This is a genomic window from Promicromonospora noduliphila (assembly GCF_056951025.1).
Genome location: NZ_CM167806.1, coordinates 1,963,749 through 1,985,376 on the forward strand (window position 1 = coordinate 1,963,749; position 21,628 = coordinate 1,985,376).

Genomic DNA, 21,628 nt, shown 5'->3' on the forward strand with positions numbered 1-21,628 from the left:
GTGGCCGGTAACTTGCGGTTTGGCGGCGGTGGTGGCCGGTAACTTGCGGTTTGGCGGCGGTGGTGGCCGGTAACTTGCGGTTCGGCGCCGGCGGTGGCCGGCAACCTGCGGTTCGGCGTCGTCGGCGGGGGTGCTCATTCACCGGACGTGCCCGGCACTGTCAGCCGCCGTCAGTAGGATGACGACGAAGGGGTGCCGCGCGGGCGATGGCCGGTCGGGGCGCCCGCGAATTCTCCCTGATGAGAGGTGCTCCTCCGATGGCTGTTCGTCGTGTGGCCCTGCTGACCGCCGGCGGCTTCGCGCCCTGCCTGTCGTCCTCGGTCGGCGGTCTGATCGAGCGTTACACCGAGCTCGACCCCGAGATCGAGATCATCGCCTACCTGCACGGCTACCACGGCCTGCTGACGGGCAACAAGATCGAGATCGGGGAGGAGGCCCGCAAGCAGGCGCACGTGCTGCACCGCTTCGGTGGCTCGCCCATCGGCAACTCGCGCGTCAAGCTGACCAACGTCAAGGACGCGGTCAAGCGCGGCCTGGTCCAGGAGGGCCAGGACCCGCTGCACGTGGCGGCCGAGCAGCTCAAGGCCGACGGCGTGGACGTCCTGCACACCATCGGCGGTGACGACACGAACACCACGGCCGCCGACCTGGCCGCCTACCTGCACGAGAACGGCTACGAGCTCACCGTCGTCGGTCTGCCCAAGACCATCGACAACGACGTGGTGCCGATCAAGCAGTCGCTCGGCGCGTGGACCGCCGCCGAGGAGGGCGCGAAGTTCGCGGCCAACGTCATCGGCGAGAACCGGGTCGGCCCGCGCATGCTCATCGTGCACGAGGTCATGGGCCGGCACTGCGGCTGGCTGACCGCCGCGACCGCCCAGAAGTACCGCGGCTGGCTCGACGACCAGGAGTGGGCGCCCGCGCTCGGCCTGTCGCGCGAGCGCTGGGACGTGCACGCGGTGTTCCTGCCCGAGCTGGAGATCGACCTGGAGGCCGAGGCCAAGCGCCTGCGCGGCGTCATGGACGAGATCGGCAACGTCAACATCTTCCTGTCGGAGGGTGCCGGCATGCACGAGATCGTGGCCCAGCTCGAGGCGGCGGGCGAGACCGTGGAGCGCGACCCGTTCGGGCACGTGAAGCTCGACACGATCAACCCGGGCCAGTGGTTCGCGAAGCAGTTCGCGGAGAAGCTCGGCGCCGAGAAGGTCATGGTGCAGAAGTCGGGCTACTACTCGCGTGCCGCCGCGGCGAACGCCGAGGACCTGCGCCTGATCAAGTCCATGACGGACTACGCGGTCGAGTGCGCGCTGCGCGGCGAGTCCGGCGTCATCGGCCACGACGAGGAGGACGGCGACCGGCTCAAGGCCATCGCGTTCCCGCGCATCGCGGGCGGCAAGGCGTTCGACGTCTCGCAGGAGTGGTTCGGGCAGATCCTCGCGGAGATCGGCCAGCCGCTCGTGCCGGCCGTCGCGGCGGAGCACTGAGCCAGGTGCGGGCACCACTCCGGCCGGCACGCCAGGCGAGCCGATGAGCACCGTCACCGATCCGGCCGGGCGGTCAGCCGTGCCCGTCGGGCCGTCCGGGCCGGCCGGCCTGGACCACTTCCGCACGCTGGAGGCGCGGCAGCAGCCGACGTGGCCGGACGCGGCGGCGCTCGCCGCCGCGACCGGCCGCCTGGCCCAGGCCGCGCCTATCGTGGTGCCTGCACAGGCCGACACCCTGACCGAGCGGCTCGCCGCCGCCGGCCGGGGCGAGGCGTTCCTGCTCCAGGGCGGGGACTGCGCGGAGACGTTCGCCGAGGCGAACGCCGACCGCATCCGCAACAAGATCCGCACCATCCTGCAGATGGCGGTGGTGCTCACGCACGGCGCGAGCACGCCAGTAGTGAAGATGGGGCGCATGGCGGGCCAGTACGCCAAGCCGCGCTCCAGCGACACCGAGACGCGCGACGGCGTGACGCTGCCCGCCTACCGCGGCGACATGATCAACGGGTTCCCCTTCACGGAACAGGCCCGCACGCCCGTCCCGGAGCGGCTGGAGCAGGCCTACCGGATCTCGTCGGCGACGGCGAACGTGGTGCGCGCCTTCACGCAGGGCGGGTTCGCCGACCTGCGCCAGGTGCACGAGTGGAACCGCGGCTTCATGCGCAACCCCGCCTACGCGCGGTACGAGAAGACGGCGGACGAGATCGACCGCGCCATCCGGTTCATGCACGCCTGCGGGGCCGACTTCGACGCCCTGCGCACCGTCGAGTTCTTCCTGAGCCACGAGGCCCTGGTGCTCGACTACGAACGGGCGCTGACCCGCACCGACCAGCGCACCGGCAAGGCGTACGACACCAGCGCGCACTTCCTGTGGATCGGCGAGCGCACCCGCCAGCTCGACGGCGCCCACGTCGACTTCGTGGCCCGCATCGCCAACCCGATCGGCGTGAAGCTGGGCCCGACGACGACGCCGCACGACGCGCTGGCGCTCACCGAACGGCTCAACCCGGAGAACACCCCCGGACGGCTCACGTTCATCACCCGCATGGGCGCGGGCCGGGTCCGGGACGTGCTCCCGGCCATCGTCGAGGCCGTGACCTGGTCGGGCGCGAACGTCACGTGGGTGACCGACCCGATGCACGGCAACACGATCACGTCGGACAGCGGCTACAAGACGCGCCGCCTCACGGACGTGCTCGACGAGGTGGCCGGGTTCTTCGAGGTGCACAAGACGCTGGGCACCGTGCCCGGCGGCCTGCACATGGAGCTGACCGGCGACGACGTCACCGAGGTGCTCGGCGGCAGCGAGGAGATCTCCGACGAGGGCCTCGCGCTGCGCTACGAGACCCTCGTGGACCCGCGCCTGAACCACCAGCAGTCGCTGGAGCTGGCGTTCCAGGTGGCGGAGATGCTCCGGAGGTAGGCGGCGGCGCCCCGGCGGCGGGTCACCCGAGTGCCGTCACAGGAGCATCGTCACAGGAGCGTCTGCGCCACCCGGCGCACCGCCGCGCGCTTGCCGTTGATCAGGGCGTCCACGGGCCGCTCGCCGAGCTCGTCGTTGGGCGTGAACAGCCACTCGAGGATCTCCTCCTCGGTGAACTGGGCGTCCGACAGCACCATGACGGTGCCGCGCAGGGTGGGGATGACGCCGGGGCGGCCGTCGACGTCGGGCAGCACGAACCGTGCGGGGACCTGGAAGGTCTTGGGCTCGCCGCGCTTGGTGCCGACCACCTGCCGGTCCCGGACCAGGCCGCGGGCCTTGCCGACCTCGATGCCGAGGGTCTCGGCGAGGTCGGGCAGGGTGAGCCATTCGCCCACGAGGGTGTCGAGATCTGTCACGGGAGAAGCGTAGGCGACAGGGCCCGGAGTCGGGAGACGGCAACGATCCGGCAACGGCCACTTGTCCGATATGCGGGTTACTGCCGGGGCGTCGGTGGTCACCCGTACACTCCCACCCGTGGCTCAGGTGACGGCAGACCCCCTCATCGGCCGCCTGGTCGACGGGCGGTACGAGATCGTCGCGCGCGTGGCGCGCGGAGGAATGGCCACGGTGTACCGCGCGCAGGACACGCGTCTGAACCGTGAGATCGCCCTCAAGGTGATGCACCCGCACCTGGCGGAAGGGGAGCAGGCCGCGAGCTTCCGCGAGCGGTTCGAGCGCGAGGCGCGCTCGGCGGCCGGCCTGCAGCACCACGGCGTCGTGGCGGTCTACGACCAGGGCACCGACGGCGACATGCGCTACCTGACGATGGAGTACGTGCCGGGCACGAACCTCCGCCAGCTCATCCGCGACGGCGAGCTCACCCTGCGCCGCTCGTTCGCGATCCTCGACGTCGTGCTGTCGGCGCTGGCGGCCGCGCACGCCAAGGAGATCGTGCACCGCGACATCAAGCCGGAGAACGTGCTGCTGGAGGAGGGCACCGGCCGGCCGAAGGTGGCCGACTTCGGCCTGGCCCGCGCCATCTCCGAGGTGTCGAACACGACGACGGGCACCGTGCTGGGCACCGTCGCCTACCTGGCGCCCGAGACCATCTCGACCGGGCACGTCGACACGCGCGCCGACGTGTACGCCGTGGGGATCCTCGCCTTCGAGATGTTCACCGGCCGCCTGCCGCACGAGGGGGACGGGCCCATCCAGGTCGCGTTCGCGCACGTCAACAGCGACGTGCCGCCCGTGAGCGCGTTCGCGGGCCACCTGGGCAGGCCCCTGGACGCGCTGGTGCGCGCCTTCACGGCCCGCGATCCGGACCAGCGGCCGCGCGATGCGGCGGTCGCGCTCGACGTGCTGCGCAGCACGTTCCGGCAGATCCCGAACGAGGTGCTGGACATTCCCGCCAAGGCCGCGCCGCCGCCGTCGTCGGCAGCGGTGAAGGCGGCGCGCACCGCCGTGGTGGAGCGGCCGCCCGCCGGCGGCTGGGTGGCCCAGCGGCCGCCGCAGCCTCCGCCGCCCCCGCCGGAGCCGGCGCGCAGACGCGGCGGCAAGGTGCTGCTGGCGGTCGCGCTGGTCGCGGTCCTGTTCAGCGCCTGGTGGTACACGGAGCGGGGCCCGGGCGCCTACGCCGTGGTGCCGAACGGCGTGGTGGGCGTGCCCGCCGAGCAGGCGGAGGAGGCGCTGACGGGCGCCGGGCTGACGTCGACGAGCGAGGAGCAGCACAGCTCCGAGGTCCCGGAGGGCGAGGTGGTCTCCGCGGAGCCGGACGAGGGCAGGCGCGCGCTGCGCGACGAGCCCGTGCGCCTGGTGGTCTCGCTCGGGCCGGAGCTCGCGGAGGTCCCCGCCGGCCTGGTCGGCATGCGCGAGCGCGAGGCACGCCTCGCCCTGAGAGGTGTCGGCCTGGCCGACATCGAGGTCTCGCGCGAGTACTCCGCCGACGTGCCGCGCGGCGAGGTCATCTGGGCCTCCGTGCGCGACGGCGCCATGGTCCCGACCGACGAGACCGTGCGGCTCACCGTGTCGGCCGGCCCGCCGCCCGTCACGGTGCCAGAGGTGGCGGGCCTGACGCTGGAGGACGCGACGGCGACGCTGGCCGCCGAGGGGTTCGACGTGGTGCGGGCGGACCGGTTCGACGAGCAGGTCCCCGCCGGGTCGGTGGTCGGGACCGACCCGGGTGCCGGCGAGGGCGCCGAGCAGGGCAGCCCCATCACGGTGGTGGTGAGCATGGGCCCGAAGGGGACGGTGCCCTACGTGGTGGGGATGTCCGCGGAGGACGCCCAGGAGCTGCTGGAGAAGGCCGGCTACACGGTGGAGGTCCGCGGGTTCGGCGGGCTGTTCGGCGACGGCGTCACCGAGACCGTGCCGGCGGCGGGCGAGCGGCTCAGGCAGGGCGGCGAGGTCACCATCTGGACCTGGTGACCCGGACCTGGTGACCTGCTGGACCTGCTGGACCTGGTGACTCGGACCGGAGGACGGCTGGCCCGTGCGCCTGCCGGAGTCGGGCGGTCAGGCCGCCCGGTCGACGGCGGCGTGGGCCAGGTCGGTCAGCACGCCCCGCCCCGGCTCGGTCAGGTCCGCCAGGTCCAGCAGCGCGTGCGCGCGGACGGCGAGGTCGCCGATGAGCTGCTCGACGGCGTCCAGTGCGCCGGACGCGACGATGATCTCGCGCACCCGCGCCACATCGTCGTCGGACAGGTCGGGGTTGCCCAGCGCTGCGACCAGGGCGGCGGCGTCCGGGCCGGCGGCGTCCGGCAGGAGCGCGAGGGTGCGCGCCACGACCACCGTCCGCTTGCCTTCGCGCAGGTCGTCACCGGCCGGCTTGCCGGTGACGGCCGGGTCGCCGAAGACGCCGAGCAGGTCGTCGCGAAGCTGGAACGCCTCGCCCAGCGGCAGGCCCGCCGCCTCGACCGCCGCTGCCGCCTGCGCACCCGCGCCGGCCAGCAGCGCGCCGAGCGCGAGCGGCGCCGCCACCGAGTAGCTCGCCGACTTGGCGCGCAGCACCTGCCGGGCGCGCTCCTCGTCGACGGCGGGGTCGTGGCCCCACGGCTCGGCCTGGACCAGCACGTCGAGGTACTGGCCCACCACCACCTCGCTCTGCATGGCGTCGAAGCGGGTGCGGGCCGCCTCGGCGAGCGCCGCAGGCAGCGGAGCGAGCGCCGCCGACAGCTCGCGCTGGGCGGCCAGGAGCACGAGGTCGCCGAGCAGGATCGCCGCGGCGTCGCCGAACCGGACGGGCTCCCCGGCCCAGCCGGCGGAGGCGTGCTTGGCGGCGAACGCACGGTGCGTGGTGGGGCGGCCCCGGCGGGTGTCGGAGTTGTCCATCACGTCGTCGTGCAGCAGTGCCGCCGCCTGGAAGAGCTCGAGCGCCGCGCCCACCCGGACGGTCGCGATGCGGGCGGGGTCGGTGGCGTCGGCGGAGCCGCCGTGCGCGCGGAACGACCAGTAGCAGAACGCGGCCCGCAGGCGCTTGCCGCCCATGAGCAGGCCCGCCGCCTCGTCGACCAGCGCCCGTGCGCTCGGGCTGATCGCGCCGACCTCCGCCGCCAGGCGGTCGAGGTGAGCGGTGACGGCGGCGTCGACGTCGGCACGGAGGTTCTCGGCGTCGACGAGGGCCGCTGGGGTCAGGGGGCCGGTGCGGGCGGGGGAGAGGGGCACGGCACCAGCCTATGGGGTCCTACGGAGTGCGGACGGTGCCGCTGATCGAGCAGAGGCGCCGCTCGCCGTCGTCGAGCACGCCGACCAGGAGCGACTCCTGCACCTCACCGGACTGGCCCCTGGAGATGCGCAGGAACGCGGTCTGCGCGGTGAGGCCGCTCGACTCCGGCGCGGGGATCTGCCGGAAGCCCTTGCTGGTCAGGATGTGCTTAGCCTGCTGGATCACCTGGGCGGTCGGGCGGCTCGACGACAGGTTGAGCGTCACCTGCGTCATCGGCGTCGCCTTGGCCCCCGCGTTCTCGGAGACAGGCGCGGGCCGCGCCGACGAGGCGAGCAGGGTCGCGTCCTTCGGCATGGGGAACAGGTCAGCGGGGAACCCCTCCGCGTACGTGCCCACGGCCGACGACGGGTCGAACGTCGGCAGGTCGGTGGGCCCGTCCGACGTCGCGGTGGTCGGCTCCTGGGTGCCCGCGGCGGTGGCGGCCGAGGCCTCCGGCTCCGACCCCGCTGCGCACGCGGCTGTCGCGAGCGCCAGCCCGACGGCGGCGGCGAGCGCGGCCGCACGACGGGGCGAGGCGAACTGGGGCACGAGGCACACGGTAGCCGGAGAGACCCTCGTGACGACAGCGCGCGGGACTGAGCGAGACCACAGGAAATTCGTTGTCCACACGGCCCTCCTGGACGCGCCGCCGCCTTCCCGGCGGGCTGGGATCGTGGACATGAACCCGAAGAACACACCCGAGAACTACCGCCGGGGACCGGCGGAACCCAACGCCGTGGTGGTCCGCGTGGCGGGGCCGGCGGACCTCCTGGCCTACATTCCCTACCGGCTCGGCTTCGAGCCGGTCGAGTCGGTCGTCGCGGTGAGCCTGACCGGACCGCGCCAGCGCGTGGGGCTCGTCGCCCGCGTCGACCTCGACGACCTGCGCCTGCGCCAGCCGGACGACCCCGACGGTCCCGACGGCGGCGCCACCGCCCGCTGGCTCGCCGACCACGTGGTGGCCGACGGCGCCGACCGCGCGGTCGTCGTGCTGTACACCGCCACCGACCCGACGGCGCCCTCCGGCCCGGCCCGGCGCGCTGTCGAGCTGGTGCGGGCGCGGCTCGAACGCCGGCTGCCCGGCACCGAGACGTGGCTCGTCAGCCCCACCGGGTACCGGGCGCTCGACTGCACCGACCCGGCCTGCTGTCCCGCCGAGGGCCGGCCGCTGGCCGACCTCAAGGGGAGCCGGGTGGCCGCCCACATGGTGCTGGAGGGCCGCACCGTCGCGGGCACCCGCGAGGAGCGGTACGCGCTGCGCGCCGCACCCGAGGCGGCCCGCACCCAGGCCCGGCGCGCGGCGGCGCGCTGGACCGGCACCTACCGGCGGCTCCTGAACAACGGCGCCGCCTTCGACAGCAAGGGTGCGGCCTTCGGCCCGCGCGCGGCGGCGGCCGAGGCCGAGCGCGCCGAGCGGGCGCTCGCCGAGTGGGGCGCCGAGAGCCTCGCCCTGTGGCGCTCCACCACGCGCCTCGTGGCCGACGCCCGGCCGGGGGAGCCCGCCACGCTGTCCCCGGTCGACCTCGGGAAGATCGGCGCGGCGCTCGCGGACACGTACGTGCGGGACGCGGTGCTGCTCACCCTGGCGCCGGGGACCCAGGAGGCGGCGCTGCGCACCGCCCGGCGTACGGTGGACGGCGACGCGTTCGCGGCCACGGGAACGGTCATGGCGGGGATCGTCGACCCCGAGCAGGGCGTCCCGCCGTCCGAGGAGATCACCCGGCCGGCGCGCCAGGTCCTCGAGGCGGTCGTCCGGCACGTACCGCGCGCCCGGCGGGCTCCGGCCTACCTCCTGCTGGCGCTCGTCGCGTGGTGGCACGGCGACGGCGGACTGGCGGCCGAGCGCGTCGCGGACGCGCTCGGGGTGGACCCGGAGTACCGGCTCGCGCTGCTGCTGCGCGGCGCGATCGTCGGGGGAGTCCCGCCGGGCTGGGTGCGGCGGGAGCAGGCCCTCTTCCGCGGCGGGCCGGACGCCGAGCGGGCGGCCGCCGTGTGAGGCGCGGCAGGAGGCGCGGTGTGGGGTAGCGTCGGTGGACATGACGATCGTCGTCGGCCACCTCGCCACGCCGGAGGGCCAGGGCGCCCTCAGCACCGCCGTCACCGAGGCCAGGGAGCGCGGGGCCGCGCTGGTCGTGGTCACGAGCGGGAAGAGTCCCGTCGACGAGTGCCGGGCGGAGGTCGCCGAGCTGGTCGGCGACCTGGCGGCCGAGGTGGACGTCCGGGTCGAGGAGGGCACGGGCGACCTTGCCGAGGACCTGATCCGTGCCGCCACGAGCACCGGGGCGGAGCTGATAGTGATCGGGCTGCGCCGGCGCAGCCCCGTCGGCAAGCTCATCCTGGGCGCCGGCGCGCAGCGGATCCTGGTCGAGGCGCCCTGCCCGGTGCTGGCTGTCAAGGTCTGACCGGGGCTGATCTGACCAGGCCGGTGTGAATCGGCCGACCGCGGACCGGCCGACCCGATCCGGTTGAGCTGGTTCGCCTCAGCCGGCCGGCGCAGGCCCGACCCGACCAGATTCGCCGGATCGGGAATTGCGGGGCCGCCCCGCTCGTTGACTCTTGGCACGCAAAATCAGAAAGCCCCGCGGGGCTGCCCGCCCGAAGTGACTCTCGCACTGACTTTGCCTGTATCGCGGCGTTGGTCGCGGCGTACAGGGCTGCCGACGGTACAATATATATGTTCGCCGGCGGAAGAAGAAGGTCTAGCGAGGCCTCGCCGGCGGTACACCGCCCCCTCGAATGCCGAAAGGTCGGTTTGTGGCGCCCACTCCGCTGAAAGCCCCCCAGGACATCGCTCCTGTCCCTGCACGCGACAACCTGCCCCGTGAGTTCGAGCATCCTGCCCTGCAGGAGCTCCTCGCTCGCGGTGCCGCCGACGGCTCGGTCGACGCCGAGAACTTCCGGCGTGCATGCGAGACCGCGGAGGTCGGTGACGCCAAGCGGCTCAAGGCGGTGCTGCGCGCACTGGCCAACGCCGGCGTGCAGGTCGGGCTACCTACCGTGACCAAGGTGGCCGCCGCCGCGGCCACGCGTTCCACCGCCGTCGCCGCGAAGGCGCCCGCCGACGAGGAGGCCGAGGCCCCCGCGAAGCCGGCCCGGCGCACGCGCTCGACGGCCACGAAGACCGCGAAGTCCGCGGCCAAGACCTCGACGGCCAAGAAGTCGACCTCGACGCGGTCCACCGCGAAGCCGAAGGACGCCGACACGGGTCCCAAGGACGACGTCGACCTGCCCGACGACGTCGACCTCGAACTGGACGACGACTTCGACGACGACCTGGACGACGACGAGGCGGGCGAGGGCACGCGCAAGAAGCCGTCGGCGAAGTCCGCGGCCAAGAAGCCCGCCGCCCGGGGCAAGTCGAAGTACGACAACATCGAGCCCGACGGCGTCGCCGTCGAGGACCCGGAGGACGAGGCGGAGCCCGGCCCCGAGGTCGTCACGAAGACGAGCCGTGGCCGGGGTGGCAAGGCGGTCAGGGAGGGTGACGAGAACTCCGGTTTCGTCGTCTCCGACACCGACGACGACGACCAGCCCGCACAGCAGGTCGTCACCGCCGGTGCCACGGCCGACCCGGTCAAGGACTACCTCAAGCAGATCGGCAAGGTCGCGCTGCTGAACGCGGAGCAGGAGGTCGAGCTCGCGAAGCGCATCGAGGCCGGCCTGTTCGCGGAGGAGCGCCTGGCGACCACGGACTTCGACCGCAACGACAAGGACCAGCGCCGGCTGGAGCGCGACCTCAAGTGGATCGCGCACGACGGCAAGCGCGCCAAGAACCACCTGCTGGAGGCCAACCTCCGCCTCGTGGTCTCGCTGGCCAAGCGCTACACGGGCCGCGGCATGCTGTTCCTGGACCTGATCCAGGAGGGCAACCTCGGTCTGATCCGCGCGGTCGAGAAGTTCGACTACACCAAGGGCTACAAGTTCTCGACGTACGCCACCTGGTGGATCCGGCAGGCGATCACGCGCGCCATGGCCGACCAGGCGCGCACCATCCGCATCCCGGTGCACATGGTCGAGGTCATCAACAAGCTGGCCCGCGTCCAGCGCCAGATGCTCCAGGACCTGGGCCGCGAGCCCACGCCGGAGGAGCTGGCCAAGGAGCTGGACATGACGCCCGAGAAGGTGGTCGAGGTCCAGAAGTACGGCCGCGAGCCCATCTCGCTGAGCACCCCGCTCGGCGAGGACGGCGACAGCGAGTTCGGCGACCTCATCGAGGACTCCGAGGCCGTCGTCCCGGCGGACGCGGTGTCGTTCACGCTGCTGCAGGAGCAGCTCCACCAGGTGCTCGACACGCTGAGCGAGCGCGAGGCCGGTGTGGTCTCCATGCGGTTCGGCCTGCAGGACGGCCAGCCCAAGACGCTCGACGAGATCGGCAAGGTCTACGGCGTGACGCGCGAGCGCATCCGCCAGATAGAGTCCAAGACGATGTCGAAGCTGCGGCACCCCTCGCGGTCGCAGGTGCTGCGCGACTACCTCGACTGACGACGGCGGCGGCTGACGGCAGCCACCGACAGCAGCCACTGACGGCGGCCCGAGCAGCAGCGGGCGGCCTGGACGCCGGGCGGGTGAACTTCTTCGGAAGGCCACCCGCCCGGCGTCGTCATGTGGAAATGTGCCCGATGTGTCCTCACTGATCAGCGCCGCTCCCGCAGCCCGCATCGCTCGGGTGGCCGCCTCCCTCCTCGCCCTGTTCCTCGCCGCCGGGATCGTCACCGTCGGCCTGCCGGCCGTTCCCGCAGCGGCGGCCGGCTACACGCTGACGGCCTCCGGCACGTCGACCACCACGGCGTCGACGCCCAGGACCCTCTCGGTGGTCTACCGCTACGACGGCGCGCCGCGGGCGAACGCCACGGTGGCGCTGCAGAAGTACAGCGACGGCTCGTGGGTTCGGGTCAGGTCCGTGACCACGGGCTCCACCGGCAAGGCGACGACGTCGGTCAACCCGACCGTCACGTCGAAGTACCGGTTCAAGACGACCAGGGCGACCAGCGCCACCCTCACGGTGACCGTGGTGCCCGGCTCGTGGAGCATCGCGGGGTCCGGGAACGGGCACGGCGTGGGCATGTCGCAGTACGGGGCCTACCAGATGGCGCGCACGGGCAGCACGGCGTCCGACATCCTGCGGTACTACTACCCGGGCGCGACGGTCGGCACCGCGAGCAACCCGTGGACGACGATCGACGTCCAGGTGCTCGGCAAGTCGTCCGACCCGGCGACCACCACGCTGAGCCTGTCCGCCGGGTCCTGGCGCCTGCTCGACGGCGCGGAGGCGCAGCTCGCCACGGGCACGTCGGCGCGCAAGATCACGATCGGGCGCACGACGTCGGGCGTGACCGCGAAGATCACCCAGAACGGCAGCGTGGTGCAGACGATCGGCGCCCGCCGCACGCTCTACCTGGAGTGGACGGGCACCGACCACTGGGCCGGCACCGCCGGGACGGTGACGGTGTCCGGCGCCCAGGGCAGCTACCGGCACGGCCGGCTGCGGATCACCAGCCCCAACCCCCGGCCCAACGTCGTCAACCAGGTGGTCATCAACGACGAGTACCTCTACGGGCTCGACGAGATGCCCTCGCTGTGGGGAACCAGTGGCTACGGCGGCGCCGCCGCGCTGCAGGCGCAGGCGATCGTCGCCCGCAACTACGCCATCCTGGACAAAACCGAGGGCCTGAAGGCCTCGTGCGACTGCCACCTGTCCGACGACACCGCCAGCCAGAACTACACCGGCTGGAAGAAGGAGGGCGGCGAGGCGGGCGCGACGTGGCGCGCCGCGGTGGACGCCACGCGGCAGGACGACGCCGCGACGGTCACCGTCGTGCGCAACGGGTCGGGCGGCATCGCCGAGACGCCGTACTTCGCCTCCTCGGGCAGCGGCGGCATCTTCGCGGGTACCGCGAACAACCAGGACGCCTTCGGCACGGCCGCGCAGTCCCACCTCGCCCACGTGGCGGACCCCTACTCGGCCCAGGCGCCGGGCAACCCGAACACCTCGTGGACGGGCACGCTCACGCAGACGAAGGCGAAGAGCGTCTTCGACCTGACCTGGGTCAAGTCGGTCAAGGTGACGGCGCGCTACTCCAGCGGGCAGATCAAGACCATGCAGGCGACGTCGACCACCGGCGCGACCAGGACCCTCACGAAGACGGCCGAGGGCTGGCGCACCACCCTCGGGTTCCGGGGCTCGTGGGCGGACACGGTCACCGCGCGGAAATGACCTCAATGGAAATGTTCTGAATGCGGGCTAGGCGGGGCCCCGACCGGCCGTTACGGTACTTCCTGGCAACGATGCCCATCGTGTTTCGGGACCAGGAAGGTGACGCCGATGTCGCTAGCAAGGTCGCACCGCAACCCGTCCGCCACCCGCTCACGCCGCGCTGAACGCTCCGCGCCGGCCGTCGCCCGGCGCCGTCTCGGCGCGGCGGTCGTCGCCCTCGCCACGGGCGCCGTGCTCGCCGTCGTCCCCGGGACGTCCGCACCTGCGGTCACCCCGGCGGACGGCGGCGGGGCCGCCTGGCCGGTCACCGATGCGCACCTGCCCACGCCGTGGACCGAGGAGGTCACGCCGGACAACGCGCTGCCGGAGTACCCGCGGCCGCAGCTCGTCCGCGACCGGTGGGAGAACCTCAACGGGCTGTGGGAGTTCGCGGGGGCCACCGAGGGCCAGGCGCCGCCGTTCGGCGAGACCCTCGCCGAGGAGATCCTGGTGCCGTACCCTACGGAGTCCGAGCTGTCGGGCATCGACCGGCACGAGGACCACATGTGGTACCGCCGGACGGTCGACGTGCCGCCGTCCTGGCGCACGGGCGGCCAGCGGGTGCTGCTCAACTTCGGCGCCGTCGACCACACCGCGACGGTGTGGGTGAACGGGCGGGAGGTGGCCCACCACGAGGGCGGCTACGGCCGGTTCTCCGCCGACATCACCGGCGCCCTGACGGCGTCGGGCCCGCAGGAGGTGCTGGTCGGCGTCACCGACCGCACCGACGCCACCTGGCAGCCCGTCGGCAAGCAGCGCAACGTGCCCGACCGCGGCATCTTCTACGAGGGCGCGTCCGGGATCTGGCAGACGGTCTGGATGGAGCCGGTCGCCGCCGTCCACGCCGAGAAGCTGAGCATGACCCCCGACGTCGACACGAACACCCTCGCGCTCACCGTCCAGGGCAGCGCGGCGGCCGACGGCCGCACGGTCGACGTCGTCGTGCGTACGCCCGGCACCCCGGCTGACGGCGACCGCGCGGCAGGCTCGGGCTCGACGACGGGTTCGACGGCGGGCAGGGGCGTGGCGCGGGCCGTCGGCACGGTGGGCGACGAGCTCACCGTGCGCGTGCCGCGCGCCCACCTGTGGACGCCGGACGACCCGTACCTGTACGACCTGGAGGTACGCGTCCGGGACGCGCGTGGCCGGGTGGTGGACACCGTGGGCTCGTACTTCGGGATGCGCGAGATCGGGATCGCGCAGGGCGAGGACGGGCGCAACCACATCACGCTCAACGGCGAGATCCTGTTCCTGCTGTCCACGCTCGACCAGGGCTACTGGCCGGACGGCATCTACACGGCGCCTACCGACGAGGCACTCGCGTTCGACCTGGTCAAGCACAAGGAGCTGGGCTTCAACACCGTGCGCAAGCACATCAAGGTGGAGCCTGACCGGTGGTTCTACCACGCCGACCGCCTCGGGCTGCTGGTCTGGCAGGACATGCCGTCGATGAAGCCGGGCCGCCCGCCGGCCGAGGCGCAGCAGCGGTTCGAGCGCGAGCTGCACGAGATGGTCGACCAGCACTCGAGCTGGACGTCCGTGATCGGCTGGGTGCCCTTCAACGAGGGCTGGGGCGAGTGGTCGCGGGAGGCGACCGGGCGGATCGCGCGCGAGGTCAAGGCGCAGGACCCGACGCGCCTCGTCGACGCCCACTCGGGCGTGAACTGCTGCGACTCGCTCGGTGACAGCGGTGCGGGCGACATCATCGACTGGCACGCGTACGTCGGACCGGGCCAGCCGCTGCCCGACGCCACGCGCGCCTCGATCGACGGCGAGCACGGCGGGTTCGGCCTCGAGGTGGACGGCCACATGTGGTTCGAGGACGGGCACGCGTACGAGATGACGCCCGACGTCGCCACGCTCACCCGCCGGTACGTCGAGAACCAGCGGGACGTGCTCACCGCTGCCCAGCAGTGCGGCATCAGCGGGTCGGTCTACACGCAGATCACGGACGTCGAGCACGAGGTCAACGGCTTCTTCACCTATGACAGGCAGGTCGAGAAGATGGACTTCGGCCAGGTGCGGGAGGTCAACGAGTCGATCATCGAGGGCGCCGACGGCACGGGCGGCGAGCCGCCCGTCGTCGACCCGGGCACGCCAGGCCTGGCCGGGGTGCACGCCTGGGGCTTCGACGAGGGCAGCGGCACGGTGGCCGCCGACGGCGTCGGCGACGCCGACGCCACCCTCACCGGCACCACCTGGACCGACGGCGTGACGGGCGGCGCGCTGTCGTTCGACGGCGCGGGCGAGGCCGACACCGGGCAGTCCCTCGTGGCCACCGACGGCTCCTACAGCGTCTCGGCGTGGGCGCGCCTCGACGTGGCCGACGGCGGCTTCCAGACGGTGGTCAGCCAGGACACCGGGAGCAACAGCGCGTTCTTCCTGCAGTACTCGGGACAGGACCAGCGCTGGGCGATGAGCTTCGTGGGCACGCGCGCGCTGTCGCCCACCAAGCCGGAGCCGGGCCGCTGGTACCACCTGACGGGCGTGCGGGACGCCGTCGCGGGCACGCTGTCGCTCTACGTGGACGGCGAGCGCGTGGCCACGAGGGACGTCTGCACGGCGCCGGCGACCGAGGGGTCGCTGGTGATCGGCCGCGGCCAGTACGGCGGCGCCGAGGTCGACCACGTGCGGGGCGACGTCGACGACGTCCGGGTCTTCGACCGCGCGCTGACCGACGCGGAGGTCGCGGAGCTCGCGGCGGGCTGACGGGCTGGGCTCTGCTGGCGGGCTGGGCCCGTGCTGACGGGCCGGGCCGCGCTCGGGCCGTGCTGACAGGCCGGCGCCGCGCGGGGACGACGAAGGCGGTGGGTCACCTCTCGCAAGAGGTGACCCACCGCCTTCGTCGTCCTTCGGCTGATCCCGGTGGTCGGATCAGGCCGTCGGATCCAAGTGTGTGGCCCGGTGGTGGTCCGGTCTGGTCTCAGGCCTGGCCGTGCTCCGCGTGGAGCCGGTCGGTCTCGTCCTGGACATGGGTGGCGATGTCCGCGTAGGCGGACGCGTGTGCGCGGGCGTGGTGGCCGCAGAAGAGCAGCTCGCCCACGGGCAGAACGACGCGCACGTAGGCCTGCGCGCCGCAGCGGTCGCAGCGGTCGAGGGCGGTGAGCGGTTCGGTCGTCAAGGTCGTCACGTCTCCATCCAACCATTCGCTCGCGCGGTTCATGCCAGCCCGGGTGGCCGGTTCGCTGCGAGCATAGCGGCGTGTCTCACACTCCTGGTGCCATCTGACCCCAATTGCGCTGAAAGGGTAATTTCCGTCATGGGTGAATCCTGCGGGCGGAGTGCCGTGCAGGATCTGGGCCGGGCGTCGGGCCAGGTGCTGGGCCGCGTGTCGGGTGGGCATCGGGCCGAACGTCGGCGAAGTCCTGTGGAGCGCCTCACGGAGGTTGTCGGTGTCCTCGTCTACGCTGGCGCCGTGACCGCAACGTCCGAGTCGTACACCGCTCGCCACCTGTCCGTCCTTGAGGGCCTCGAGGCGGTACGCAAGCGTCCCGGTATGTACATCGGGACCACCGACTCCCGTGGCCTGATGCACTGCCTCTGGGAGATCATCGACAACTCCGTCGACGAGGCCCTGGGTGGGCATGCCACCAAGATCGGCGTCGTGCTGCACGCCGACACGTCGGTGACGGTGTCGGACGACGGGCGCGGCATCCCGGTCGACATCGAGCCCAAGACGGGCCTGAGCGGCGTCGAGGTCGTCTACACCAAGCTGCACGCCGGCGGTAAGTTCGGCGGCGGCTCGTACCAGGCGTCCGGCGGTCTGCACGGTGTGGGCGCCTCGGTGGTCAACGCCCTGTCCGCGCGCCTCGACGTCGAGGTGGACCGCGGCGGCAAGACCCACCGCATGACGTTCCACCGTGGCGAGCCGGGCACGTTCTCCGACCCGGCGTCCGGCCCCAACCCGGATGCGGCGTTCCAGCCCTTCGTGGACCACTCCGAGCTTGCCGTCGTCGGCAAGGTGGCGCGCGGCCGGACCGGCACGCGGGTGCGCTACTGGGCCGACCGGCAGATCTTCCCCAAGTCCGCCGTGTTCAGCTACGACGAGCTGGTGACCCGCGTCCGGCAGACCACGTTCCTCGTGCCCGGCCTCGAGATCCTGGTGCGCGACGAGCGCGGGCTGCCGGGCACGCCCGGCGAGAACGGGCCGCACGAGGAGGTCTTCAAGCACACCGGCGGCGCCGCCGACTTCGTCGAGTTCCTGGCGCCGGACTCGCCGGTCACGGCGACGTGGGTGCTGCAGGGCTCCGGCAGCTTCACCGAGACCGTCCCGGTGCTGGACGAGCGCGGGCACATGTCGCCGCGCGAGGTGCAGCGCGAGTGCGAGGTGGACATCGCGCTGCGCTGGGGAACCGGCTACGACACCGAGGTCCGGTCGTTCGTCAACATCATCTCGACCCCCAAGGGCGGCACGCACCTGACGGGCTTCGAGCAGGGCCTGCTCAAGGTGATCCGCAAGAACGTCGAGGCCAACGCCCGCAAGCTCAAGGTTTCCACCAAGGACGGCGCGGAGCGCATCGAGAAGGACGACGTGCTCGCCGGCCTCACCGCCGTGGTCACCGTGCGCCTCGCGGAGCCGCAGTTCGAGGGGCAGACCAAGGAGGTGCTGGGTACCGGTCCGGTGCGCCAGATCGTCTCCCGGGTGGTCGAGAAGGAGATCCAGGCGCGCCTGACCTCCGCCAAGCGCGACGAGAAGACGCAGGCGTCGCTGCTGCTCGACAAGATCGTGGCCGAGATGCGGGCGCGCATCACCGCCCGCAAGCAGAAGGAGATCTCGCGCCGCAAGAACGCGCTGGAGACCTCGTCGCTGCCAGCCAAGCTGGCCGACTGCCGCTCGAACGACGTGGACCGCTCCGAGCTGTTCATCGTCGAGGGCGACAGCGCGCTCGGCACCGCGAAGCTCGCGCGGTCCAGCGACTTCCAGGCCCTGCTGCCCATCCGCGGCAAGATCCTGAACGTCCAGAAGGCCTCGATCAGCGACATGCTGCGCAACGCAGAGTGCGCGGCGATCATCCAGGTGCTCGGCGCGGGCTCCGGCCGGTCGTTCGACATCGAGGCCGCCCGCTACGGCAAGATCATCATGATGACCGACGCCGACGTGGACGGCGCGCACATCCGTACCCTGCTCCTGACCCTCTTCTACCGGTACATGAAGCCGATGGTGGAGGCCGGGCGCGTGTTCGCGGCGGTGCCGCCGCTGCACCGGGTCGAGGTGATCGGCAACGGCCGGCGCAAGAACGAGTACATCTACACGTACTCGGAGGCCGAGCTGGGCGCCACGCTCAAGAAGCTCGACAAGGCCGGGCGCCGCTACAAGCCGGACATCCAGCGGTACAAGGGCCTGGGCGAGATGGACGCCGACCAGCTCGCGGAGACCACCATGGACCCGCGGCACCGCACGCTGCGCCGGGTCACGGCGGAGCACGCCGAGGCCGCCGAGCGGGCGTTCGAGCTGCTGATGGGCACCGACGTGGCGCCCCGCAAGGAGTTCCTCATCGCGGGTGCGGCGGAGCTGGACCACTCCCGGATCGACGTCTGAGGTGTTCGTGGGGGGCCTGCTCGCGCGGGAGCCTGGGCTGGGCAGGGCTGGGCAGGGCTGGGCAGGGCAGGCAGGGCAGGGCAGGGTCGGCCGAGCTCCCGGGCTGCCGTTCTTCTCTCGCGGCAACGGTCCCTGGACGACGACCATCACGACAGTGTTGGATACGGCGGCACTTGAGGCGGCGGTTCGCGGGCTGACGGTCTCCGCGACGCCGGCCTTGGAGACGGCGGCGCTTTGAGACGGCGGCGCCGTGCGGCGCGCACCGACCTAGACTCGCCGACGTGAACACGACTTCTCGCCGCTCGCTCCGGACCGTCGTCAGCCCGGTCGGCGCGGCCCTTCTCGTCGTCGGCTTGCTCGGGGCCTGCGGCAGCACGGCCGAAGAGCCGGAGCCCATGGTCTCGGCGACGCTCAACGCGGCGCCGGACGCGGCGTCCGACAGCGCTTCACCTGCGGAAGGTGCGTCGCCGTCGAGTGGTGCGTCGCCGTCGGACAGCGCGTCGCCGTCGGACGGTGCGGAGACGTTCAGCTACGCCGGGCGGACCGGCGCGACGGCGCTGGAGCTGCTGCTCGAGGCGGACCCGTCCGCCGAGGTTACCGGCGAGGGCGAGAACGCGTTCGTGACCGCGATCGGCGGTCGCGCGGCGGACGACTCGAAGAGCGAGTTCTGGGCGCTGTCCGTGGACGGCGAGCTCGCGCAGGTCGGCGCGGGGGCGCTGGAGACCGAGGACGGCCAGGAGATCACGTGGACGCTGGAGACGTACTGACGCCCGCGGTCGGCCGGCGCGACGTGACGGTTCGGGAGCTGGCTCACCGCTGGTGGCGTCCGGCGATCGTGGTGCTGGTGCTGGCCGCCGCGGTGGCCTGGCGCCTGGTCGCACCCGGGCTGGGCGCGCCGCCGAACCTGGAGATCGCCACCGCTGCGACCTTCCTCGCCGTGCTGCTGCTCCGGAACCGGTGGGCTGCGGTGGTGCCGTTCGCCGTGGTCGCTGTGAGCGATGCGCTGCTCGGCAACACGCAGATCATGTGGTTCACCTGGTCCGCGTGGGCGGTTGTGGGCCTCGGCGCGATCCTCGCGCGGCACCTGCACGGCCCCGCCCGGTACGCCGCGGCGCTCGGGGTGGGCGTCGGCGGGTCGTTGTGGTTCTTCGCGTGGACCAACTTCGGCGTCTGGCTGATGGACGGTCTGTACCCCCAGACCCTCGACGGGTTGCTCGCGAGCTACGTGGCGGGTCTGCCGTTCCTGCGCACCATGCTGCTGGGCAACCTGGTGCTGGTGCCGCTGGCCGCGGTTGTCGCCGGGCTGGTCGAGCGCGCCGAGGCCACGAGCCCGGCCACGGCGAGCGAGCGGACGGCGCACCGGTAGCTGTCCACGGCGTGAGGGCCGCGGCACGCGATGACCGTTTGTGGCGTGGGCGGCATGCGGTGACCATTTTATGGCGTGAGGGCGGGCGGCACGCCGGCGACTGTTGGTGGCGGCGCGAGGGCGGCGGCCGGCCGGAACCGCCGAGCCGTGATCGCGTTCCTAGGCCGTGACTTCGGCTCCGGCGTCGTGACTTGGGCCCGAGGTCGTGACTTTGCACTGAGATCGGCACAGGCCTGGATCGATCTCGGTGCAGACTGCCGACCTGGGCGCCCTACTTCCGCCGGACTCTGTTGTCCGGATGTTATTGGGGTTACAGTCAGTAGCGGCCCGCTCGCGGGCTCGGGCGCTCAACGCCGAGCGTCCGGGACCTCACCGAGGAGATCCCATGCCGCTTGTCACCGATCAGCACACCTCATCAGCCGTCCCGTCTCCGGCGTTCGGCCGACGACGGCGCGCGCCTGGGCGCCGGACCGCCGCCGTCGCTGCGCTGGCCGTGCTGGCGCTGCCCATCGCCGCCGTCCCATCAGCCGCGGCGGACGCGCCCGCCGTCCAGTCAGCCGCGGCCGACGTCCCCGCCGTCCAGTCAGCCGCGGCCGACAGCTCCGCCATCCCGTCAGTCGCGGTCGACGGGCTTGGCGCCACCTCCGCCGCGCCGACGCCGATGTTGGTGCCGACGTCGCCGTCGGCGTCGGCGTCGATGTCGACGTCCGACCTGCCCGACTTCCCCGCCGTGCCGACCTCGGGCCAGGCCGACGACTTCTACACCCCGCCGGACCCGCTGCCCGACGGCGCGGACGGCGAGGTGGTCCGGTGGCGCGAGGAGCCCCGGCAGCTCAGCGCCCGCAACTACCTGGTGATGTACCACTCGACGAACGCGACCGGGCGGGACATCGCCGTCACCGGGCGTGTGCTGGTGCCGACCGCGCCGTGGCGGGGCGAGGGGCCTCGGCCGATCGTGTCGGTCGCGAGCGGGACGCGCGGCGTCGGCGACACGTGCGCGCCGTCGCGCTGGCTCGACTACGAGCGGCCATTCATCGAGCCGATGCTGCTGAAGGGCTGGGCGGTCGTGGTCACCGACTACGAGGGGCTCGGCACGCCGGGCGGGCACACGTACGTCGTCGGACAGTCGGAGGGGCGGGCCGTCATCGACATGGTGCGCGCCGCCACGAACCTGCCCGCCGCCGGGCTGGCGGCCGGCGGCAAGGTCGCGTTCTCCGGCTACTCGCAGGGTGGCGGGGGAGCGATGTGGGCCGGCGAGCTGCAGCCGGAGTATGCGCCGGAGCTCGATCTGGTCGGCGTGGCGGCCGGCGGCGTGCCCGCCGACCTGACCGAGGTCGCGGAAGGGCTTGACGGGCAGGTCGGGTTCGGCTTCCTGCTGCTGGCGGCCTACGGGTTCGACGCCGCCTATCCCGAGCTGGACCTCGAGTCCTATCTCAACGAGCGCGGCCGGGAGACGTTCGAGCGGGAGCAGGACGACTGTGTGGACGTCACGCTCACGCACGCGTTCCAGAACATCGGGATGTTCACGACGTCGAACCCGCTGCAGGCGCCCGACTGGCGGGCACGGCTCGACGAGAACCGGCTCGGGGCCAGCCCGCCGGACGTGCCGATCCGGCTCTTCCACGGGACGCTCGACGAGATCGTGGCCCCGGACCAGGCCCGGACGCTGCGGGACGAGTACTGCGCCGCAGGCGCCGACGTCCAGTGGGAGTGGCACCTCGGCGAGCACGTCTCGACGATGGTGACCGGGGCGCCCGGCGTCATCGCCTTCCTGGACCGGAGGTTCGAGGACCGTCCGTTCCTGGTGCACTGCTGACGGATCCCGCCCGGCCGCCGAGCGCCAGGCCCCGGCCACCCCCC

16 protein-coding genes are annotated in these 21,628 nt (G+C 72.6%); 12 read left to right on the forward strand and 4 right to left on the reverse strand.

The window, feature by feature from the left end:
• Positions 1-257: 257 nt before the first annotated feature.
• Both AC0QU1_RS08630 and AC0QU1_RS08635 read left to right on the forward strand, forming a co-directional pair.
• Complete coding sequence (locus AC0QU1_RS08630) at positions 258-1,484, forward strand: pyrophosphate--fructose-6-phosphate 1-phosphotransferase (protein ID WP_483575958.1); 1,227 nt, start codon at positions 258-260, stop codon at positions 1,482-1,484.
• A gap of 43 nt (positions 1,485-1,527) precedes the next feature.
• Positions 1,528-2,907 (forward strand): class II 3-deoxy-7-phosphoheptulonate synthase, encoded by a 1,380-nt coding sequence (locus tag AC0QU1_RS08635; protein ID WP_483575960.1) that lies wholly within the window; start codon positions 1,528-1,530, stop codon positions 2,905-2,907.
• 50 nt (positions 2,908-2,957) lie between these two features.
• Here the strand turns inward: AC0QU1_RS08635 and AC0QU1_RS08640 are convergent, their stop codons facing one another.
• Complete coding sequence (locus tag AC0QU1_RS08640; protein ID WP_483575962.1) at positions 2,958-3,323, reverse strand: Rv2175c family DNA-binding protein; 366 nt, start codon at positions 3,321-3,323, stop codon at positions 2,958-2,960.
• A gap of 118 nt (positions 3,324-3,441) precedes the next feature.
• On the opposite strand from AC0QU1_RS08640, the gene pknB reads away from it, so the two are divergent.
• On the forward strand, positions 3,442-5,334 hold the full coding sequence (gene pknB / locus AC0QU1_RS08645; RefSeq protein WP_483575964.1) for a Stk1 family PASTA domain-containing Ser/Thr kinase: 1,893 nt from the start codon (positions 3,442-3,444) through the stop codon (positions 5,332-5,334).
• A gap of 87 nt (positions 5,335-5,421) precedes the next feature.
• On the opposite strand, the gene AC0QU1_RS08650 is transcribed toward pknB, so the two are convergent.
• Both AC0QU1_RS08650 and AC0QU1_RS08655 read right to left on the reverse strand, forming a co-directional pair.
• The gene (locus AC0QU1_RS08650; RefSeq protein ID WP_483575966.1) at positions 5,422-6,570 is read right to left on the reverse strand and encodes a polyprenyl synthetase family protein; all 1,149 of its coding nucleotides are present in this window, start codon (positions 6,568-6,570) and stop codon (positions 5,422-5,424) included.
• A 19-nt stretch (positions 6,571-6,589) separates the two neighbouring features.
• Positions 6,590-7,159, reverse strand: a complete 570-nt coding sequence (locus tag AC0QU1_RS08655) for a hypothetical protein (RefSeq protein WP_483575968.1) — start codon at positions 7,157-7,159, stop codon at positions 6,590-6,592.
• Positions 7,160-7,289: 130 nt separating this feature from the next.
• Here AC0QU1_RS08655 and AC0QU1_RS08660 point away from each other — a divergent pair, with 130 nt between their 5' ends.
• The 5 genes from AC0QU1_RS08660 (at position 7,290) to AC0QU1_RS08680 (ending at position 15,572) form a co-directional block, all read left to right on the forward strand.
• Entirely contained in the window at positions 7,290-8,606 is a 1,317-nt protein-coding gene (locus tag AC0QU1_RS08660; RefSeq protein ID WP_483575970.1) for a DUF4192 domain-containing protein, read from the forward strand.
• A 40-nt stretch (positions 8,607-8,646) separates the two neighbouring features.
• Positions 8,647-9,012 (forward strand): universal stress protein, encoded by a 366-nt coding sequence (locus AC0QU1_RS08665; protein ID WP_483575972.1) that lies wholly within the window; start codon positions 8,647-8,649, stop codon positions 9,010-9,012.
• A gap of 334 nt (positions 9,013-9,346) precedes the next feature.
• Complete coding sequence (locus AC0QU1_RS08670; RefSeq protein WP_483575974.1) at positions 9,347-11,092, forward strand: RNA polymerase sigma factor; 1,746 nt, start codon at positions 9,347-9,349, stop codon at positions 11,090-11,092.
• Positions 11,093-11,231: 139 nt separating this feature from the next.
• Positions 11,232-12,824, forward strand: a complete 1,593-nt coding sequence (locus AC0QU1_RS08675) for a SpoIID/LytB domain-containing protein (protein ID WP_483575976.1) — start codon at positions 11,232-11,234, stop codon at positions 12,822-12,824.
• A 108-nt stretch (positions 12,825-12,932) separates the two neighbouring features.
• A complete protein-coding gene (locus AC0QU1_RS08680) occupies positions 12,933-15,572 on the forward strand; it encodes a LamG-like jellyroll fold domain-containing protein (RefSeq protein WP_483575978.1) in 2,640 nt (879 codons plus the stop codon).
• A gap of 214 nt (positions 15,573-15,786) precedes the next feature.
• On the opposite strand, the gene AC0QU1_RS08685 is transcribed toward AC0QU1_RS08680, so the two are convergent.
• Entirely contained in the window at positions 15,787-15,993 is a 207-nt protein-coding gene (locus AC0QU1_RS08685; protein ID WP_253867690.1) for a DUF7455 domain-containing protein, read from the reverse strand.
• A gap of 285 nt (positions 15,994-16,278) precedes the next feature.
• Here AC0QU1_RS08685 and AC0QU1_RS08690 point away from each other — a divergent pair, with 285 nt between their 5' ends.
• From AC0QU1_RS08690 to AC0QU1_RS08705, 4 genes are all read left to right on the forward strand, one after another.
• Positions 16,279-18,402 carry a DNA gyrase/topoisomerase IV subunit B gene (locus AC0QU1_RS08690; protein WP_483575980.1) on the forward strand — a complete coding sequence of 708 codons (2,124 nt, stop codon included), beginning with the start codon at positions 16,279-16,281 and terminating at the stop codon, positions 18,400-18,402.
• Positions 18,403-18,683: 281 nt separating this feature from the next.
• Complete coding sequence (locus AC0QU1_RS08695) at positions 18,684-19,169, forward strand: DUF4430 domain-containing protein (RefSeq protein WP_483575982.1); 486 nt, start codon at positions 18,684-18,686, stop codon at positions 19,167-19,169.
• Positions 19,148-19,768: a DUF6580 family putative transport protein gene (locus tag AC0QU1_RS08700; protein ID WP_483575984.1), complete on the forward strand. Its 621-nt coding sequence runs from the start codon at positions 19,148-19,150 to the stop codon at positions 19,766-19,768. The genes AC0QU1_RS08695 and AC0QU1_RS08700 overlap by 22 nt, the downstream gene beginning before the upstream one ends.
• Before the next feature lie 385 nt (positions 19,769-20,153).
• A complete protein-coding gene (locus AC0QU1_RS08705; RefSeq protein ID WP_483575986.1) occupies positions 20,154-21,584 on the forward strand; it encodes a lipase family protein in 1,431 nt (476 codons plus the stop codon).
• The last annotated feature ends 44 nt before the right edge of the window (positions 21,585-21,628 follow it).